The sequence below is a fragment of the Alcaligenes faecalis genome, from assembly GCF_005311025.1.
In the GTDB taxonomy this organism is placed as follows: Bacteria; Pseudomonadota; Gammaproteobacteria; order Burkholderiales; family Burkholderiaceae_B; genus Alcaligenes; species Alcaligenes phenolicus.
Map to the genome: position 1 here is coordinate 4,104,754 of NZ_CP031747.1, position 18,106 is coordinate 4,122,859.

Consider the following 18,106-nt stretch of genomic DNA (forward strand, 5'->3'; position numbering starts at 1 on the left):
GTAAGGGGAGCTGTTTTATGTCGCAGACGGCAGCGCCCATCACCTTGCCTTGAGGCCGCCTTGCGCGTGCCTTGCTACTCTTTGGACCTAGTCAGACTGTGAATACACCGACCTTTTCTGTGTGGCGCAACAAGCCCGCGATCAATACACGCTTGACGATTCTGGCAATCAGCCTGGCCTGCGCCGTCAGCGCCTTGCCGCTGGACGTACGTGCGCAGGCTCAAGCCACCTCCATCAATCTTCCTGTGCAGCCCCTTAGCAAGTCCTTGTTGCAGTTGGGGCAGCAGGCCTCGGTCCAGATTTTCTTTTCTCAGGAATTGGTGGATGGCCATCAGGCGCCGGCCTTGTCGGGCAGCTATTCCCCTGAGCAGGCTTTGCAGCAGCTACTGGAGGGTACGGGCATCACTTACCAGCGCAAGGGTAATACCATCAGCCTGACGCCGGACCCGGCCTCCTCGGTGGCCGAGCTGTCCACCATTACCGTCAAGGGCGGGATTCTGGGCGACTTGTCGCCTGCCTATGCGGGCGGGCAAGTGGCAACAGGGGGTAGCCTGGGTTTGCTGGGTTCCGTGGATGTGATGGACAACCCCTTTAGCACCACCAACTACACCTCCGAATTGCTCTATGACCAGCAGGCCAGAACTCTGGCCGATGTGGTGGTGAATGATGCGGCTGTACGGACGACGACTTCTACCGGCGGTTTTGGTGAGGACTTTGTGATTCGCGGCTTTGCGGTAGGCAGTGGTGATGTCAGCGTGAACGGCTTGTATAGCCTGGTGTCTTCCAGCCGTGTGCCCGTGCAGATTCTGGAGCGTGTGGAAGTCCTGAAAGGGCCCGGCACCTTGATGCGCGGTATCCCACCCGGAGGGAGTATAGGCGGGGCGATCAATCTGGTGACCAAGCGGGCCGAGGACGAGCCGCTGACCCGCGTGACGGCCAGTTATGTCAGCCAGGCAAATGTGACGGCACAGCTGGATGTGGGCCGCCGCTTCGGTGAAAACAAGGAATGGGGCGTGCGCTTTAACGGCGTCAAGCGCGGTGGAGAAGCCACGTCACGTGATGGCAAGCAGGATCTGGGTATGGCCGCCTTGGGGGTGGACTATAGAGGCAGCCGCTTGCGCTGGTCTGCGGATGTCATCCACCAGGAAGACACGCTGGAAAATATCCGTTCGCAAATTGGCTTTCAAAGCGATCTGACCGAGCTGCCCGCACCACCCGATGGCCGTACCAATTTTTACCCCGGCACTCGCCTGACCCAGCGCGACAACACCATCATGTCCCGTCTGGAATATGACTTCAGCGACTCGGTAACCGGGCACATCGGGGTGGGCTATCGCCATGGCAAGAATCGCCAGATTTTCCCGGTGAATGTAGAGCCGGGTAATCCCAATAAACGTCAGTCTGTGGATGCGGATGGCAATTTCAGCGTGATCTCCACCTTCTATGATTCCTACTCCAAAACGCTAAGTAGCGATGCGGGTTTGAGCGTGGATTTCGACACGGGCAGCGTGGCGCACAAACTGGCTTTCGGAGTGAGCTATATGGATCAGGAGCTGGGCAATGCCTACAGCCCTGGTACGGAAGTGGCGGACTCCAATATCTATAATCCTGTGCCTATTCCGGCAGGTCCAACAGAGCGGCTGACGCCACAAAAAGCGTCCAGTACCGGCCTGCTCAGCTTTGCCGTGGCAGATACCTTGTCCTTTGCGGATGACCGTGTCTTGCTGACGGTGGGGGCGCGTCGTCAGACCGTGGATGTCACCAGCTTCAATACGACTACAGGTGTAAAAACCTCCGATTACAAGGCCAGCTCCATCTCGCCTTTGGCGGGGATTGTGGTCAAGCCGATGGAGAATGTCTCGGTCTTCGCCAACTTCACCGAAGGTTTGACGCGCGGCACGATTGTTGGGGACACCTACGCGAATCGTGGCGAGATTCTCAAGCCTTTCAAGTCCCGTCAGTATGAGACGGGTGTGAAAGTGGATTGGGGTGGCATCATGACCTCGGCCTCCCTGTGGCAGATTGCCCGACCTGCAGGGCAAGAGGATGGAAACAATGTGTATGGCTACTTTGGCGAACAGCGCAACCGTGGTTTGGAGCTGAGTGCCTACGGTGAATTGATGCCAGGTTTGCGCATGATGGCCAGTGCTGGCTTTACCCAAGGCAAGCTCACCAAAACCCAGAACGGTGTGAATGAAGGCAACCGGGCACCGGGTGTACCTGCCAGCACCTATAACCTGGGTCTGGATTGGGATACGCCTTGGGTACAAGGCCTGAGTCTGAATGGTCGCGTGATTCATACCTCGTCCCAGTATCTGAACAACACCAATACCTTGAAGCTGCCCGCCATGACCCGCTTTGATGTAGGTGCGCGCTACTACACCGATATTGCGGGCAAGGATGTGGTGATTCGCGCCAATATCGAAAACCTGACCGACAAGCGCTACTGGCTGGCTTCCAGCAACTTTGCCACGAACGGGGCAGGGCGCACGTTCATGTTGTCGGCCTCCGTGAATTTCTGATTCGCTGATTGTTAACGTCAGGCAGGGCTTCGCGGCTGTATTCGATACCGCCTGGCCCTACCTGGACCTGGAAGGGAAGAACAAAATGTTGAAACGATGTTTTCTGATGTCCGTTCTGTCGGCGGCCCTGTTGAGCGTGACCGCGTATGCTCAACCTACCCAGCCATCTGTGCAGCCCTTGAGTCCAGAGTTGGCGCAGCGCAGCTCGATCACGGCCGATGGCGCCTTGCGCAAGGAACTGGCTTACGGGATTTATCAGATGGCTTACAGCGCGTCTGAAAAGGCCCTGTATGTAGCCTCGGCAGAAATGCTTGATGGTGTGCGGGGCGGGGCGCTCTACAAGCTGGACCCGCAGACTCTGGATGTGCTGGGTGTGATTCACACCGATGAAAGCAATTTTGGCTTGAGCAGCAATGCCGAGGGGAATGTGCTGTTCATGACGAACAGCCTGAACCCGGCAGTTGCGCGCGTGGAGCTGGGCGAAAAGGGCGGTTTGAAACGTACGGCCTTCAGCAATATGGGGACGGATGGTTTCAAGGTGGGGCCACGTACGGTGAAGCTGGATGAGGCCCATAAGCGTCTTTATGTAGGGGGCGTAGGCAATCCGGCGGTAATCTGGGTGCTGGACACGAGCAGCATGGAAGTGCTCAACACCATTGAGAATGCGGGCAAATGGGTGACCGGCTTGTTGTTGGACACGGATCATCGCCGTATGTACGCAGGCAATGGCGACGGTGAAGTGCTGGTGATTGATACGGACAAGAACCAGATCCAACAGCGCTGGAAACCTGCCGGGGACAAGCCGGCGATCTTGCTCAACTTTGCTCTGGACCCGAAGCGCAACCGTTTATACGCCACGGAAAATCAGCATCAGAAAACGGTTTATGTGCTGGATGCCAGCACAGGCAAGCTGCTGGAGCAACTGGACGTAGGGGACGCGCTGGATATTGTCTATAACCCCAAGCGTGACGAGCTGTATGTGTCGCACCGCCAGCAGGGCAAGGTGTCTGTGCTGGATGCGGGCAGCTATGCGAAAAAGGCGGAATACAGCTTGCTTGCTCATCCCAACAGTCTGCTGCTGGGGCCGGACGATCAACTGTATGTCACGGTGAAAGCTCCCTTCACGCCTGACCATAAGGTCAGCGCCCGCGAAAGTGTGGTGCGTATTGATCTGAGCAAGATCTGATTGCAGCCTGAAGGTTCAAAGCAAATTAGCCCGGCGCAATGCCGGGCTGAGTCTTTTTGCTGCTCAAGTTGTTGATCAAGCAGCGGGCTTCTTTCAGGGCTTTGCAGGATGCAAAGCCTTCTAAAGTGTTGTGCCAGTGATCAAGCCTGCTGACGCGCTTGCTGAATCAAGGAGTCCAGCTTGATGCCATCCGCGGTGAACTGACGGATGCCTTCGGCCAGCTTTTCAGTAGCCATCGCGTCCTGGTTCAAATCCGTGCGGAAAGTGATTTCATTGCTGGCACGCCATTCGGGGGCAACCGCCTTGGCGCGCGCCACATCCAGCATGGCAGGGACTTCACCCTGGGCTGCATCCAGCTGGCCCAGCAGATCCGGGCTGATGGTCAGCAGATCGCAACCGGCCAGCGCCTTGATCTGGCCGACATTGCGGAAGCTGGCACCCATGATCTCCGTGGGGATGTCATAGGTTTTGTAGTATTCGTAAATGCTGCGGACCGAGCGCACGCCGGGATCGTTCTCGCCCTGGTTGGCGCTTTCGTCCCAGTCCTTGCCAGCGGTTTTCTTGAACCAGTCGTAGATGCGACCCACAAAGGGCGAGATCAGGGTGACTTTGGCCTGGGCGCAGGCGATGGCTTGCGGCAGGCAGAACAAAAGGGTCAGGTTGCAGTTGATGCCTTCGGCTTGCAGCGTACGGGCGGCCTGAATGCCTTCCCAGGTGCTGGCCAGCTTGATCAGTACCCGTTCGCGCGGCACACCGGCCTTTTCGTAATGCTGAATGATATGGCGGGCGCGCTCGACGCTGGCCAGGGTATCAAAGGACAGGCGAGCATCCACTTCGGTGGAGACGCGGCCGGGAACAATGTCCAGAATTTGTTGGCCAAAGGCAACCAGCAACAGGTCGCTGGTTTCTGCCAGGCTGGCGTGAGGGTGGTCGGCGATGACACGGTCCAGCAAGGGGCGATAGGCCGCCTGCTGGACAGCCTTCAAGATCAGGGAAGGATTGGTTGTTGCATCGGTAGGGCGATACGCACGCATCGCTTCAAAATCGCCTGTGTCGGCCACTACGGTTGTGCACTGGCGCAGGGAGTCAAGCTGAGTAGTCATGTCTGTTACTAGTCCATCGCAAAGCCATCAAACCAATCAATTACTGTAGTCGATTTTCCAGGTTTTCGTGCCTGGTTTCGGTGTTATTACCGATAAACTACCGGAAAAACCCCGTTTGAGCATATAATTAGAAGGTTTAATATTAATTTCAGAATCCGGGGTTTTTAACGTGCTGCCGTCTTTATTTCCTGAGGAGTCCCGCACTATCACTAGTGCCGTCCTAGCCCTGGCGGATGGAACCCTATTCAAAGGGGTATCAATCGGTGCCGAGGGGCACTGTGTTGCTGAGATCGTTTTCAATACAGCCATGACGGGCTATCAGGAAATCCTGACAGACCCAAGCTACAGCGGTCAAATTGTTACGCTTACCTATCCGCACATCGGTAATACCGGTGTCAATCCAGAGGACTCCGAATCCACCAAAGCCCACGCTGCCGGGCTTGTCATTCGCGATTGTCCCGCCCGCCTGTCCAACTTCCGCTCCACCCAGTCTTTGCCCGACTACCTGAAAGCTCAGGGCGTTGTGGCCATCTCCGGTATCGACACCCGCAAGCTGACTCGCATTTTGCGCGAGAAAGGCTCCATGGGTGCCTGCATCCTGGTGGGTGATGATGCCGAACGTGCACTGGAACTGGCCCGCTCTTTCCCTGGCCTGAAAGGTCAGGACCTGGCCAAGGTGGTTACCACCGACAAGTCCTACAACTGGACCGAAGGTTCGTGGGAACTGGGCCAAGGTTTCTCCAAGCCCGAAGGCGACCGCTTTCACGTGGTGGCTTACGACTTTGGCGTCAAGGCCAACATCCTGCGCCTGATGGCGGACCGTGGCTGTAAGGTCACCGTCGTGCCTGCGCAAACTCCATTGGCCGATGTGCTGGCTTACGAACCTGATGGCGTGTTCCTGTCCAATGGCCCTGGTGATCCGGAGCCTTGCGATTACGCAATCGAAGCTTGCAAGGGCTTGCTGGAGCGCAAGTTGCCTGTGTTTGGTATTTGCCTGGGTCATCAGATCCTGGGTCTGGCCGTAGGTGCTCAGACCTTGAAGATGAAAAATGGCCACCACGGTGCCAACCACCCTGTGCAGGAACTGGCCAGCGGCCGCGTGTTCATCACCAGCCAGAATCACGGTTTTGCGGTGGATGCCACAACCTTGCCAGCCAATGCCAAGGTCACGCACATTTCTTTGTTCGACCAGAGCCTGCAAGGCTTCGAGTTGACAGATCGCCCCGCGTTTTGCTTCCAGGGTCACCCCGAAGCCACTCCCGGCCCGCGCGATATTGCCTCGCTGTTCGACAAATTCATCAGCCTGATGGCTGCCCACCAGGCCAATAAATAAATCGCACTATGCCAAAGCGTTCAGACTTAAAAAGCATTCTTATCATTGGCGCAGGCCCGATCATCATTGGTCAGGCTTGTGAATTCGACTACTCGGGAGCCCAGGCATGTAAGGCCCTGAAGGCCGAGGGTTACCGGACTGTGCTGGTCAACAGCAACCCGGCCACCATCATGACGGACCCGGATACGGCCGACGTCACCTACATCGAGCCCATCACCTGGCAAGCTGTCGAGAAAATCATTGAAAAAGAGCGTCCCGATGCGCTCTTGCCCACCATGGGCGGCCAAACCGCGCTGAACTGCGCCCTGGATCTGGCCAAGCATGGCGTGCTGGAAAAATTCGGTGTCGAGCTGATCGGTGCCAACGCCGCTGCTATCGAAAAAGCCGAAGACCGCCTGAAATTCAAGGACGCCATGACCTCCATCGGTCTGGAGTCCGCCAAGTCCGGCGTGGCTCACAGCATGGACGAAGCCTGGGCGGTTCAAAAGCGTATCGCTGAAGAAATCGGTACCGCCGGTTTCCCCGTCGTGATTCGCCCCAGCTTCACGCTGGGCGGTACGGGCGGCGGTATTGCCTACAACCCTGAAGAATTCGAAACCATCTGCCGTCGTGGTCTGGAAGCCTCGCCAACCAACGAACTGCTGATTGAAGAATCCCTGCTGGGCTGGAAAGAGTTTGAAATGGAAGTCGTGCGTGACCGCGCCGACAACTGCATTATTGTGTGCTCCATTGAAAACCTGGACCCCATGGGTGTGCACACCGGTGACTCCATCACCGTGGCTCCTGCCCAAACCCTGACCGACCGCGAATACCAGATCATGCGTAATGCATCGATCGCCGTATTGCGCGAAATCGGTGTGGATACCGGTGGTTCGAACGTTCAGTTCGCGGTGAACCCCGATAACGGCCGCATGATCGTTATCGAAATGAACCCGCGCGTGTCTCGTTCCTCGGCTCTGGCTTCCAAAGCCACGGGTTTCCCTATCGCCAAGATTGCTGCGCGTCTGGCCGTGGGTTACACCCTGGACGAGCTGCTGAACGAAATCACCGGCGGTGCGACCCCTGCTTCGTTCGAGCCCACTATCGACTACGTGGTTACCAAGGTGCCACGTTTCGCTTTCGAAAAATTCCCTCAGGCCGATTCGCGCCTGACCACCCAGATGAAGTCCGTAGGTGAAGTGATGGCTATTGGCCGCACTTTCCAGGAATCCTTCCAGAAAGCCCTGCGTGGCCTGGAAGTGGGTGTGGATGGTCTGAACCAGAAAACCACCGACCGCGAAAAACTGCAGGTCGAACTGGGCGAACCCGGCCCAGAGCGTATCTGGTACGTGGGCGATGCTTTCGCTCAAGGCCTGACCCTGGACGAAGTTCACAACCTGACCAAGATCGACCCCTGGTTCCTGGCCCAGATCAAAGAGATCGTGGACATTGAACTGGCTCTGGAGCAAAAGACGCTGGCCGATCTGGACCGCGACACCTTGTTCGGTCTGAAGCGTCGTGGTTTCTCCGACCGCCGTCTGGCTTTCCTGCTGGACACCGTGGAATCGGAAGTGCGCAAACTGCGTCACCAGTTGAACGTGCGTCCTGTCTACAAGCGTGTGGACACCTGCGCGGCTGAATTCTCCACCGATACGGCCTACATGTACTCGACCTACGAGGAAGAGTGCGAATCCAATCCTACGGACAAGAAGAAGATCATTGTTCTGGGTGGTGGTCCTAACCGTATTGGTCAGGGTATCGAGTTTGACTACTGCTGCGTGCACGCTGCTCTGGCATTGCGTGAAGATGGTTACGAAACCATCATGGTCAACTGCAACCCCGAAACCGTTTCTACCGATTACGACACCTCCGACCGTCTGTACTTCGAGCCTCTGACTCTGGAAGACGTGCTGGAAATCGTTCACATCGAAAAACCCGTGGGCACCATCGTTCAGTACGGTGGTCAGACTCCGCTGAAATTGGCACGTGCTCTGGAAGCCAACGGTGTACCTATCATCGGTACCAGCCCTGAATCCATTGACGTGGCTGAAGACCGTGAGCGCTTCCAGAAGCTGCTGACCAAGTTGGGTCTGCGTCAGCCGCCAAACCGTACGGCTCGTACCGAAGGCGAAGCCATTGCTCTGGCTGCTGAAATTGGATACCCCCTGGTGGTGCGCCCAAGCTATGTGCTGGGTGGCCGCGCCATGGAAATTGTGCACGAGCAGCAAGACCTGGAGCGCTACATGCGCGAAGCGGTCAAGGTCAGCAATGACTCGCCCGTGCTGCTGGATCACTTCCTGAACAACGCTACCGAAGTGGACGTGGACTGCCTGGCCGATGGCGAGCGCGTCTTCGTGGGCGGTGTGATGCAACACATTGAACAAGCTGGTGTTCACTCCGGTGACTCCGCTTGCAGCTTGCCTCCTTACTCGCTCAGCGACGAAACCGTAGCTGAAATCAAGCGCCAGACCGCACTCATGGCCAAGGCCTTGAACGTGAAGGGCCTGATGAACGTGCAGTTCGCCATTCAGGATGGTGATGTGTACGTGCTGGAAGTGAATCCACGTGCTTCGCGTACCGTGCCGTTCGTGTCCAAGGCTACCGGTTTGCAGCTGGCCAAGATCGCCGCTCGCGCCATGGCTGGTCAGACTCTGTCCGAGCAAGGCATTACTGAAGAAGTCACGCCGTCTTACTACAGCGTGAAAGAAGCCGTGTTCCCCTTCGTGAAGTTCCCTGGTGTGGATACCATTCTGGGACCTGAAATGAAGTCCACCGGTGAAGTCATGGGCGTGGGCACCTCGTTTGCCGAAGCCTTCGTGAAGTCGCAGATGGCTGCCAGCGTGAACCTGCCCAAGGGCGGCCTGGCCTTCATCAGCGTGCGTGCTCAGGACAAACCACAAGCCGTTGAAGTGGCTCGTGGCCTGATCTCGCTGGGCTTCAAGGTTGTGGCTACCCGCGGTACCGCCAGCGCCATCGAACAGGCCGGTCTGGCTGTTCAAGTGGTGAACAAGGTTACCGAAGGTCGTCCGCACATTGTGGACATGATCAAGAACGGTGAAGTTTCCTTGGTCATCAATACGGTTGAAGAGCGTCGCAACGCCATCGTTGATTCGCGTACAATCCGTACACATGCGCTGGCTGCCAACCTGGCCTACTACACCACCATTGCCGGTGCTGTGGCGGCGGTTCAAGGCTTGCAGTATCTGAGCCAAGGTGAGGGCTTGAAAGTTTACGCGGTTCAAGAGCTGCACGCTCTGCTCGCGAAACACTAAGTCTTACCCGGCTGGAAAGGCGCACCTTAGTGGTGCGCCTTTTTTTGTTCTTGCATCAGACAAGACCAAGCCGTCGTATTGGGGCAGCACGCAGGCCATCGCCTGCACAGTGCAGAAGTTTTCTTCTTTGGAGATCATGTCGTGAAATGGTTCATTCTTGCCTTGTTCATCGTGTGCACGATTGTTGTGCACTTCAGGGGTCGAGTCAGGCACCGGTTTTCTCGCCAGTTGCTGGATCATTCCACCTTCACGGCTCCTCTGAACGTCTTCATGTACGGCTTTTCGGCAGTACCGAACGAGCCGTATCTGGATTTGAAACACTTTCCCGAGCTGAACAAGCTGCTGGAGCATTGCGATGAAATCCGTGCCGAGGCCGAGCAGCTATTTGGCGAAGGCCATATCAAGGCCTCGGACAAGTACAACGATGCGGGTTTCAACTCCTTCTTCAAAACCGGCTGGACGCGTTTTTACCTGAAGTGGTATGACGCGGATCATCCGTCAGCACGCGAACTGTGCCCGGTGACGACCAATCTGCTCAAGGACATTCCTTCGATCAAGGCGGCCATGTTCACCTCCTTGCCACCCGGTGCCCGTTTACCGCGTCACCGCGACCCTTATGCGGGTTCGCTGCGCTTTCACATGGGGCTGATGACGCCTAATAGCCCGGATTGTTATATCGAAGTGGACGGCCAGCGCTACCACTGGCGTGATGGCGAGGCCGTGGTGTTTGATGAAACCTTTATTCACTACGCCGAGAACAAAACGGATCAGAACCGCATTATCTTGTTCGCGGACGTAGAGCGCCCCATGCGTTACCGCTGGGCACAGGCGATCAATCACGCAGTGGGTGGTTTCTTGCTGCGCGCCGCTGCCGCTCCTAACCAGGAAGGTGACCGCACCGGTGGTATCAACCGTATTTTCGGTACGGTTTACGCAGTGCGTCGTTTCGGCAAGGCGATCAAGAAAAAGAACGAAACCCTGTACTACATCCTCAAGTGGTTGCTGGTGCTGGGCATTGCTGCCCTGATCTTCCTGTAAAAAGCAGGCAAAGATGCAAACCGTCTTTATCACGGGTGCCAGCAGCGGTCTGGGCAAAGCGCTGGCCCAGGAATACGCAGCTCAAGGTGCTTGCCTGGGTTTGCTGGGCCGGCGTCAGGAAGAACTCCAGGCGCTGGCTGAGAGCTTGCCCGGTGTGCACCGTATCTATGTGGCGGATGTACGTGACAGAGACGCCTTGCATCAAGCGGCCCAGGACTTTTTGCAGTTCACAGGGCAAAAAATTGATGTGGTCATTGCCAGTGCGGGGATCAGCGCTGGCACCTTGACGGAAGAAACCGAGGATTTTGCCGTCTTCAAAGCCATTGTGGATACAAACCTTCTGGCCATGGTGGCGACCTTCGAGCCTTTTATCGGCACCATGAAAGCGGCGGGGAAGGGAACCTTGGTGGGTATTGCCAGCGTGGCGGGTATTCGTGGTCTGCCTGGTGCAGGAGCTTATAGCAGCTCCAAGGCGGCTGTCATTGCCTACTGCGAAAGCTTGCGACTGGAGCTGTCGCTGTACGGGGTCTCTGTTGTCACCATTACGCCCGGTTATATTCGCACGGCCATGACGGCACAGAATCCTTACTCCATGCCGTTTCTGATGCCTGCTGAGGACTTTGCCCGCAAAGCCCGCAAGACCATCGAGCAGGGCGTGTCCTATCGAGTCATTCCGTGGCAGATGGGAGTTGTCTCGCGCCTGATGCGTCTTTTGCCTAATTGGCTGTATGACCGTCTGGCTCGTCAGGCGCCGCGCAAGCCACGACTGAACAAAAAAAGCTGATCATTGCCCCTGTAGCTGATTTTTGAGGCCCTTGTTGGCCTCATCGCGGTTTGAAGGGGGGGGGCTGGCTATGCTTATGGCCGCAACCGCAACCGCAACCGCAACCGCAACCGCAACCGCAACCGCAACCGCAACCGCAACCGCAATAGTGCCTGTGGCTCTTCCTGGTATGGGGCCGTCGCTATCGTAAGGATAAAGCTTGCGGGCGTGGCGCTGGAGACACTGTCAGGAACTGATGAGGTGAGTCAGGCGGACAGGACTCCGCACAAATCTCAGGCTGGTTTATCGAACGCTGCAGCTAATCCGATCTGCGGGTACCTGCCTGATCATGGCTATGTATGGCTTAGACTTGCTCGTCCAGTGCCGTATTCAGATGTGGCAACTGCCCCCACTGCGTACAGGTCCAGTTCAAGTCCGCATCAATGCTGAAGAAGTTCAGGCTGGTATTCAGAATTGCGTGAGTGCGCTTGGCATTCAGCGCCTGCTGGTTCAGCTTGCGCCAAACCATATCAATGACACCGCCATGGGCAAAGACCAGCAGGTTTTTGCCCGCATTGTCCTGCGCCAGCGCCTCAAAGCAGCTCAGAACCCGTGTTTGAAACTGACGCAGTGATTCGCCGCCCTCTACGGCGTAATCGATATCGACGGTATCGTCGGGCTGATCCGGCCCATGGCGGCCTGCCGCATCCCAGGCCTGGCCTTCCAGCTTGCCAAAGCCGCGTTCGCGCAGTCCCTGGACTTGCTGGATTTCAATATCCCAATGCTGACAGGCAATTGCCGCAGTTTCCGAGGCGCGTTGCAGATCACTGCTGATGACGGCATCCACAGGCATGTGAAACGCCGGGGAGCTCAGGTAACTTTGCAGGGCACGGGCCTGTTCGCGGCCGGTCTCGTTCAGCTCTATATCCTGCCAGCCCTGTAAACGGCGTACGGCGTTCCAGGCGGTTTCACCATGGCGGATCAGACAAATAGACGTACTCATGCTGGCGTAATCACTCTGCTAGGGAATCGGACTGCCAAAGGCAGGCTGATTGTCTATTGTAATGGGCCAGTCAAGCACAGGCAGATAGAGGGGGTATATACCGCATATAGCGCGAGCATCGACGCCAAAAGGCAGTTTGAAACCCGTATTGGCTGGATCCATGTTGGGGTTTACCGCGTACTGCCTTATTTTCAGGTGCCTTGTTGAGTCTTTCACGTTTAAAATCATGCCTCAACGAATCAGCCAGTGCCTCAGGGAGCACTGCGCGACCGTCTGACGAATTGCGCTGTATTTCTTTATTCCTTTTCTGGAACCCTTTATGTCTCAGTCTTACTTCCCGCGTTGGCGCCGAGTGTCCGGCAGCGAACCCGGTGCGGTTGTGCAGCCCGACGAATGTCTGGCCACGCCGCAAAACATTGCCATGGGTGCGCAGCACGTGGTGGCCATGTTCGGCTCCACCATTCTGGCCCCCTTGTTGATGGGCTTTGATCCCAATCTGGCCATCTTGATGTCCGGTATTGGTACGCTGATTTTCTTTGTGTTTGTCGGTGGCCGGGTTCCCAGCTACCTGGGTTCCAGCTTTGCGTTTATTGGTGGTGTGATTGCGGTTACCGGCTATGCCGGTAGCGGCCCGAATCCCAATATTGGCGTGGCCTTGGGGGCCATTATTATCTGTGGTCTGGTCTATACGCTGATCGGTGTTCTGGTCTGGGTGTTCAATGCCCGTACCCAGGGTGGGGCAGCGCGTTTGATCAACCATTGGATGCCTCCGGTTGTTACCGGCTCGATTGTGGCGGTGATTGGCCTGAACCTGGCTCCTATTGCGGCCAAGGGCGCGATGGGTAGCGGCACCTTCGATTCCATGATGGCCTTGATGACCGTGTTGTGCGTGGGTGGTATTGCGGTCTATACCCGTGGGGTGGCTCAGCGTTTGCTGATTCTGGTGGGTTTGGCTCTGGCTTGCGTGTTGTACTGGGTTTTCACCAATGTGATGGGCTACGGCACCCCAATCAACTTTGCGCCGGTTGCTGAAGCCGCCTGGCTGGGTCTGCCCAGCTTTGCCGCGCCTGTGTTCCAGGCTCATGCCATGACCGTGATTGTGCCGGTGGCCATTATTCTGGTGGCCGAGAACCTGGGTCACATCAAGGCGGTTAGCGCCATGACCGGTCAGGATCTGGACGGTTATCTGGGTCGTGCTTTCGTGGGTGATGGCGTGGCGACCATGCTGTCCGGCTCCGTAGGCGGCACTGGTGTGACGACTTATGCTGAGAATATCGGCGTGATGGCCGCTACCCGTATCTACTCGACGCTGGTGTTTGCCTTTGCTGCCGTGATCGCGATTTTCCTGGGCTTTTCGCCCAAGTTCGGTGCCGTGATCCAGTCCATTCCTGGCCCTGTACTCGGTGGCATGTCCATCGTGGTGTTTGGTTTGATCGCTATTGCCGGCGCCCGTATCTGGGTGGTGAACCAGGTGGATTTCAGCGATAACCGCAATTTGCTGGTGGCAGCCGTCACCCTGATTCTGGGGGCTGGTAACTTCTCCTTGCAGTTTGGCGTGATTCGTCTGGACGGCATTGGCTGCGCCACCTTTGGTGCTATTTTGCTGCACGCTTTGTTGCGAGGCCGTCGCCAGAATATGGTGTAGTCGGCCCAAGGCGGATCAAGACTGGCCTGGCTCTGACTAGTTTGGCCATCAGCCTGTCACCAGTCTTGAAATAGCCTGCTCTAAACCCGTGGCCCTTGAGCTTCTGTTTTTTTACACAGGGGTTTCAGGGGCTTGCTATTTTCAGGCAGTTTGCCGACAATAGATCTCACACCCCGGTTCTTCGCGGGGTTTTTTTCTGCCGCAGAATTTCTCTGTGTCGGAAAAGCCATATTGGGGCAGCCGGCAGGTTTGGCTTGAGCAGTGTGTTTGAATGTACGCTGTAGGGTCAGCAGGACTTTCAAGTCGGCCGATTCAACCTGTTTGATTGTTTGCCCCATCATCGTTATCCCCCTATCTTCCAGGCGCTCCTGCTACGGAGCGTCTTTTACTTGTTGAGCAGGAATACTATGTCTGCGATCCCATTGACTGCGCAGGGCGCACAACGTTTGCAAGTCGAATTACACCGCCTCAAGACGGTGGAACGCCCGGATGTAATTAACGCCATCGCCGAAGCGCGAGCACAAGGCGATTTGTCCGAGAACGCCGAGTATGATGCCGCGCGCGAGCGCCAAGGCTTTATCGAGGGTCGGATTGCCGAATTGGAAGGCACTTTGTCCAATGCCCAGATTATCGAACCGGCCGCGCTGCAGGCGGATGGCCGCATCGTGTTTGGTGCTACGGTTGAAATCGAGGACCTGGAGTCCGGCAACACCGTGACTTACCAGATCGTGGGTGACGTCGAGGCCGACATCCGTGCCAACAAGATTTCCATCTCCAGCCCTGTGGCTCGTGCCCTGATTGGCAAGAGCGAAGGCGATGTGGTCGAGGTCAAGGCGCCCGCCGGTATTCGTGAATACGAAATCCTGTCGATCAGTTACGTTTGACCTTGCTTCTGACAGCAGGCTTGTCCTGCTGTTGATTCGAGCACGCAAAAGAAAGGCCCCTGCACATTGTGCGGGGGCCTTATAATTTACGGCAGTTTAGCGTTTGCCCGAACCGCCCAGTCCGCGACGAGCGCCTGCCCGCAAGGACATGGCACTGCCAGGACGGTTGGTATTGCTACGGGGCGCGGCAGCAGGTTTGACTGCCGAGAACTTTTGAACGCTGCGTGGTGCGGCCGAGGCTTTTTTCGCTTGGGTGCTGCTGCGTTCAGCTTGCATTTCAGCACGGCGAGCACGTTCCGTCTTGCGCGTACGCTGAACACCGGAAGCGGCCAGCTTTTTGGGCGTGTAAGGCTCCGAAGGCTTGCGCACCGCACGGGTAGGTTTTTCAACAGGCGCTCCCAAAACAGGGGGGCGTTCGATATTGGGTCTGTAGATAGTCAGGATTTTGCCCAGATGATGAATAGGGGCAGCATCGAGCGCATCGCAGATTTGTTCTAACATGGTCAGACGAGCCTGACGGTCATCACCGGCCACACGGATCTTGATGAGCTGGTGAGCCTGCAGGTGGACGGTGATTTCTTTGATCACGGCGTCGGTCAGGCCATTGTCTCCAATCAGGACAACTGGGCGCAGAGCGTGAGCAGCAGCACGAAGTTCGCTGCGCTCATGAGGTGTAAGGTTGAGTTTTGGCATAAAGAGATTGTACGGGAATGGCCAAGAAAAAATTCTCTAAAGAGTGGGTTCAGCAGCATATAAATGACCCCTACGTCAAATTGGCGCAACAAAAAGGGTATCGCGCGCGTGCGGCCTTCAAGCTCAGTGAAATATTGGATCTGGAGAAGATTCAGGTTCAGGGCAAGGTGGTGGTCGACCTGGGGTCTACGCCGGGCAGCTGGTCGCAATTGATACGGGAACGCATGGTCGGCCCTGGCGGTGTGCTCAATGGTCGCATTATCGCACTGGATATATTGGAAATGGAACCAATTGCCGGGGTAGAGTTCATGCAAGGCGACTTTCGCGAGGACTCTGTACTGGAGCAATTGCAAGATTCCTTAAAAGGTGCGGCGGTAGACCTTGTGATTTCGGATATGGCCCCCAACTTGTCTGGTGTGGCATCGGCCGATTCCGCCCGCATCCAGCATTTATGCGAGCTGGCACAGGAATTTGCCCTGCAGCATCTGACCGATGAAGGGGTACTGATCGTCAAAGCCTTCCACGGCAGCGGGTTTTCCCAGATCGTGGAGTCTTTCAAGCAGAATTTTGTCAGAGTCGTCGAGCGTAAACCCAAGGCTTCGCGTGATAAATCCTCCGAAACCTTTCTCGTTGCCCGTGGCTTGAAGCGCAGGTAATTTATGACTTGCCGGGCTTTGAATCGGGTAGAATGAACTATGTATGGCGCTTGTTCAGGTATGTGTAAGCATATGGAGCAAGTTATCGCAATCGCAGGAGATTGGCTTTGAACAATTCGTTTTCCAAAGTCGCGATCTGGATGGTTATTGCGCTGGTGCTGTTTACTGTTTTCAAGCAGTTTGACGGCCGGCCACCAGCCACTGATGGCGTCACTTACACACAATTCATGAATGATGCCCGCTCCGGCCGCATCAGCAAGGTGGATATTCAGGGCGATACCCTGCATGTCACGCCGGATTCTGGCCGCAGCTACTCGCTGACGTCCCCCGGTGACCTGTGGATGGTGCCTGAACTGGTGAAATCCGGTGTGCAGGTATCGGGTAAAGCCCGTGAAGAGCCTTCCTTCCTGACCAGCCTGTTCATCTCCTGGTTCCCCATGCTGCTCCTGATTGGCGTGTGGGTGTTCTTCATGCGTCAGATGCAAGGTGGCGGCAAGGGCGGGGCATTCAGCTTCGGTAAATCCCGTGCACGTTTGCTGGACGAGAACTCCAACCCTGTTACCTTTGCGGACGTGGCCGGTTGCGACGAAGCCAAGGAAGACGTACAGGAACTGGTGGACTTTCTGCGCGACCCAAGCCGCTTCCAGCGTCTGGGTGGCCGCATCCCACGCGGTATCCTGATGGTGGGCTCGCCGGGTACAGGTAAGACCCTGTTGGCTCGTGCCATTGCAGGCGAAGCCAAAGTGCCTTTCTTCAGCATTTCCGGTTCCGACTTCGTCGAAATGTTTGTGGGTGTGGGTGCTTCCCGCGTTCGCGATATGTTCGAGACCGCCAAGAAGCAATCGCCTTGCATCATCTTTATCGACGAAATTGACGCCGTGGGCCGCCAGCGTGGCGCAGGCCTGGGCGGTGGTAACGACGAACGTGAACAGACACTGAACCAGTTGCTGGTCGAGATGGACGGTTTTGAAACCGGCCAAGGCGTACTGGTCATTGCTGCAACCAACCGTCCTGACGTACTGGACCCCGCTTTGCTTCGTCCTGGTCGTTTTGACCGTCAAGTGGTTGTTGGCCTGCCTGACATCCGTGGTCGTGAGCAGATTCTGAAAGTGCACATGCGCAAAGTGCCTTTGGCTCCCAACGTGGACGCCGTGGTGCTGGCTCGTGGTACTCCCGGTTTCTCCGGTGCTGATCTGGCCAACCTGGTCAACGAAGCCGCTTTGTTCGCTGCGCGCCGTAATGGTCGCACCGTGGATATGCAGGACTTCGAGCGCGCCAAGGACAAGATCATCATGGGTGCAGAACGTCGCACCATGATCATGCCCGAGGAAGAGCGTCGCAACACCGCTTACCACGAAGCCGGTCACGCTTTGGTAGCTTGCATGCTGCCCAAGACGGACCCGGTTCACAAAGTCACCATCATTCCTCGTGGTCGTGCTTTGGGTGTCACCATGCAATTGCCGGAAGGTGATCGCTACAGCATGGACAAAGAGCGCCTGTTGAACATGATCGCCGTGCTGTTCGGTGGCCGTATCGCTGAAGAAGTGTTCATGAATCAAATGACCACGGGCGCATCGAACGACTTTGAACGTGCCACGCAAATTGCGCGTGACATCGTGACTCGCTACGGCATGACAGACTCTCTGGGGCCTGTTGTGTACGCCGAGAACGAAGGCGAAGTGTTCCTGGGTCGCAGCGTCACCAAAACCACCCATGTGTCCGAAGCCACCATGCAGAAAGTGGACTTCGAAATCCGCAAGATTATCGACGAACAGTACGCGGTTGCCCGCAAGCTGATCGAAGACAATATGGACAAGATGCATGCCATGGCCAAGGCCTTGCTGGAGTGGGAAACCATTGATGCCGACCAGATCGACGACATCATGAAAGGTTTGCCACCACGGGCGCCACACGTGCCCAACAGCAATGACAACACACCCTCCGATGGCTCCACGCCACCAGCCGCTGGTCCTCGCCCAGCCGATGACAAGGGTGCCGCGGCGACAACGCCGGTTGCTTAACTTACAAC

General features: G+C 56.6%; 13 protein-coding genes. 10 read left to right on the top strand and 3 right to left on the bottom strand.

From position 1 onward, the window contains the following. Positions 1-98: 98 nt before the first annotated feature. Together D0C27_RS18800 and D0C27_RS18805 are read left to right on the top strand one after the other, a co-directional pair. On the top strand, positions 99-2,522 hold the full coding sequence (locus D0C27_RS18800; protein ID WP_240688278.1) for a TonB-dependent receptor: 2,424 nt from the start codon (positions 99-101) through the stop codon (positions 2,520-2,522). Between the two features lie 85 nt (positions 2,523-2,607). Beyond that, positions 2,608-3,708, top strand: a complete 1,101-nt coding sequence (locus D0C27_RS18805; protein WP_035270979.1) for a YncE family protein — start codon at positions 2,608-2,610, stop codon at positions 3,706-3,708. Positions 3,709-3,848: 140 nt separating this feature from the next. On the opposite strand, the gene tal is transcribed toward D0C27_RS18805, so the two are convergent. Next, a complete protein-coding gene (gene tal, locus D0C27_RS18810) occupies positions 3,849-4,811 on the bottom strand; it encodes a transaldolase (protein ID WP_137431447.1) in 963 nt (320 codons plus the stop codon). Positions 4,812-4,980: 169 nt separating this feature from the next. Between tal and carA the strand changes: the two genes are divergently transcribed. From carA to D0C27_RS18830, 4 genes are all read left to right on the top strand, one after another. Then, positions 4,981-6,144: a glutamine-hydrolyzing carbamoyl-phosphate synthase small subunit gene (gene carA, locus D0C27_RS18815; RefSeq protein WP_035270978.1), complete on the top strand. Its 1,164-nt coding sequence runs from the start codon at positions 4,981-4,983 to the stop codon at positions 6,142-6,144. 8 nt (positions 6,145-6,152) lie between these two features. Beyond that, a complete protein-coding gene (carB, locus tag D0C27_RS18820) occupies positions 6,153-9,395 on the top strand; it encodes a carbamoyl-phosphate synthase large subunit (RefSeq protein WP_035270977.1) in 3,243 nt (1,080 codons plus the stop codon). 141 nt (positions 9,396-9,536) lie between these two features. Beyond that, complete coding sequence (gene lpxO, locus D0C27_RS18825) at positions 9,537-10,433, top strand: lipid A hydroxylase LpxO (protein WP_026485242.1); 897 nt, start codon at positions 9,537-9,539, stop codon at positions 10,431-10,433. 13 nt (positions 10,434-10,446) lie between these two features. Further along, a complete protein-coding gene (locus D0C27_RS18830; RefSeq protein WP_035270976.1) occupies positions 10,447-11,217 on the top strand; it encodes an SDR family oxidoreductase in 771 nt (256 codons plus the stop codon). Between the two features lie 343 nt (positions 11,218-11,560). Here the strand turns inward: D0C27_RS18830 and D0C27_RS18835 are convergent, their stop codons facing one another. Next, positions 11,561-12,199: a histidine phosphatase family protein gene (locus tag D0C27_RS18835; protein WP_137431448.1), complete on the bottom strand. Its 639-nt coding sequence runs from the start codon at positions 12,197-12,199 to the stop codon at positions 11,561-11,563. 319 nt (positions 12,200-12,518) lie between these two features. Between D0C27_RS18835 and D0C27_RS18840 the strand changes: the two genes are divergently transcribed. Together D0C27_RS18840 and greA are read left to right on the top strand one after the other, a co-directional pair. Continuing rightward, positions 12,519-13,844, top strand: coding sequence for a solute carrier family 23 protein (locus D0C27_RS18840; protein ID WP_137431449.1), 1,326 nt, complete (start codon positions 12,519-12,521; stop codon positions 13,842-13,844). 407 nt (positions 13,845-14,251) lie between these two features. Further along, positions 14,252-14,728, top strand: a complete 477-nt coding sequence (greA, locus tag D0C27_RS18845) for a transcription elongation factor GreA (protein ID WP_022983494.1) — start codon at positions 14,252-14,254, stop codon at positions 14,726-14,728. Positions 14,729-14,824: 96 nt separating this feature from the next. Here greA and D0C27_RS18850 read toward each other — a convergent pair whose 3' ends face one another. Beyond that, entirely contained in the window at positions 14,825-15,421 is a 597-nt protein-coding gene (locus tag D0C27_RS18850; protein ID WP_009463087.1) for a YhbY family RNA-binding protein, read from the bottom strand. A gap of 17 nt (positions 15,422-15,438) precedes the next feature. Here D0C27_RS18850 and D0C27_RS18855 point away from each other — a divergent pair, with 17 nt between their 5' ends. Both D0C27_RS18855 and ftsH read left to right on the top strand, forming a co-directional pair. Then, positions 15,439-16,077, top strand: a complete 639-nt coding sequence (locus D0C27_RS18855) for an RlmE family RNA methyltransferase (RefSeq protein ID WP_009463090.1) — start codon at positions 15,439-15,441, stop codon at positions 16,075-16,077. Positions 16,078-16,184: 107 nt separating this feature from the next. After that, positions 16,185-18,098, top strand: a complete 1,914-nt coding sequence (gene ftsH, locus D0C27_RS18860) for an ATP-dependent zinc metalloprotease FtsH (RefSeq protein WP_009463092.1) — start codon at positions 16,185-16,187, stop codon at positions 18,096-18,098. The last annotated feature ends 8 nt before the right edge of the window (positions 18,099-18,106 follow it).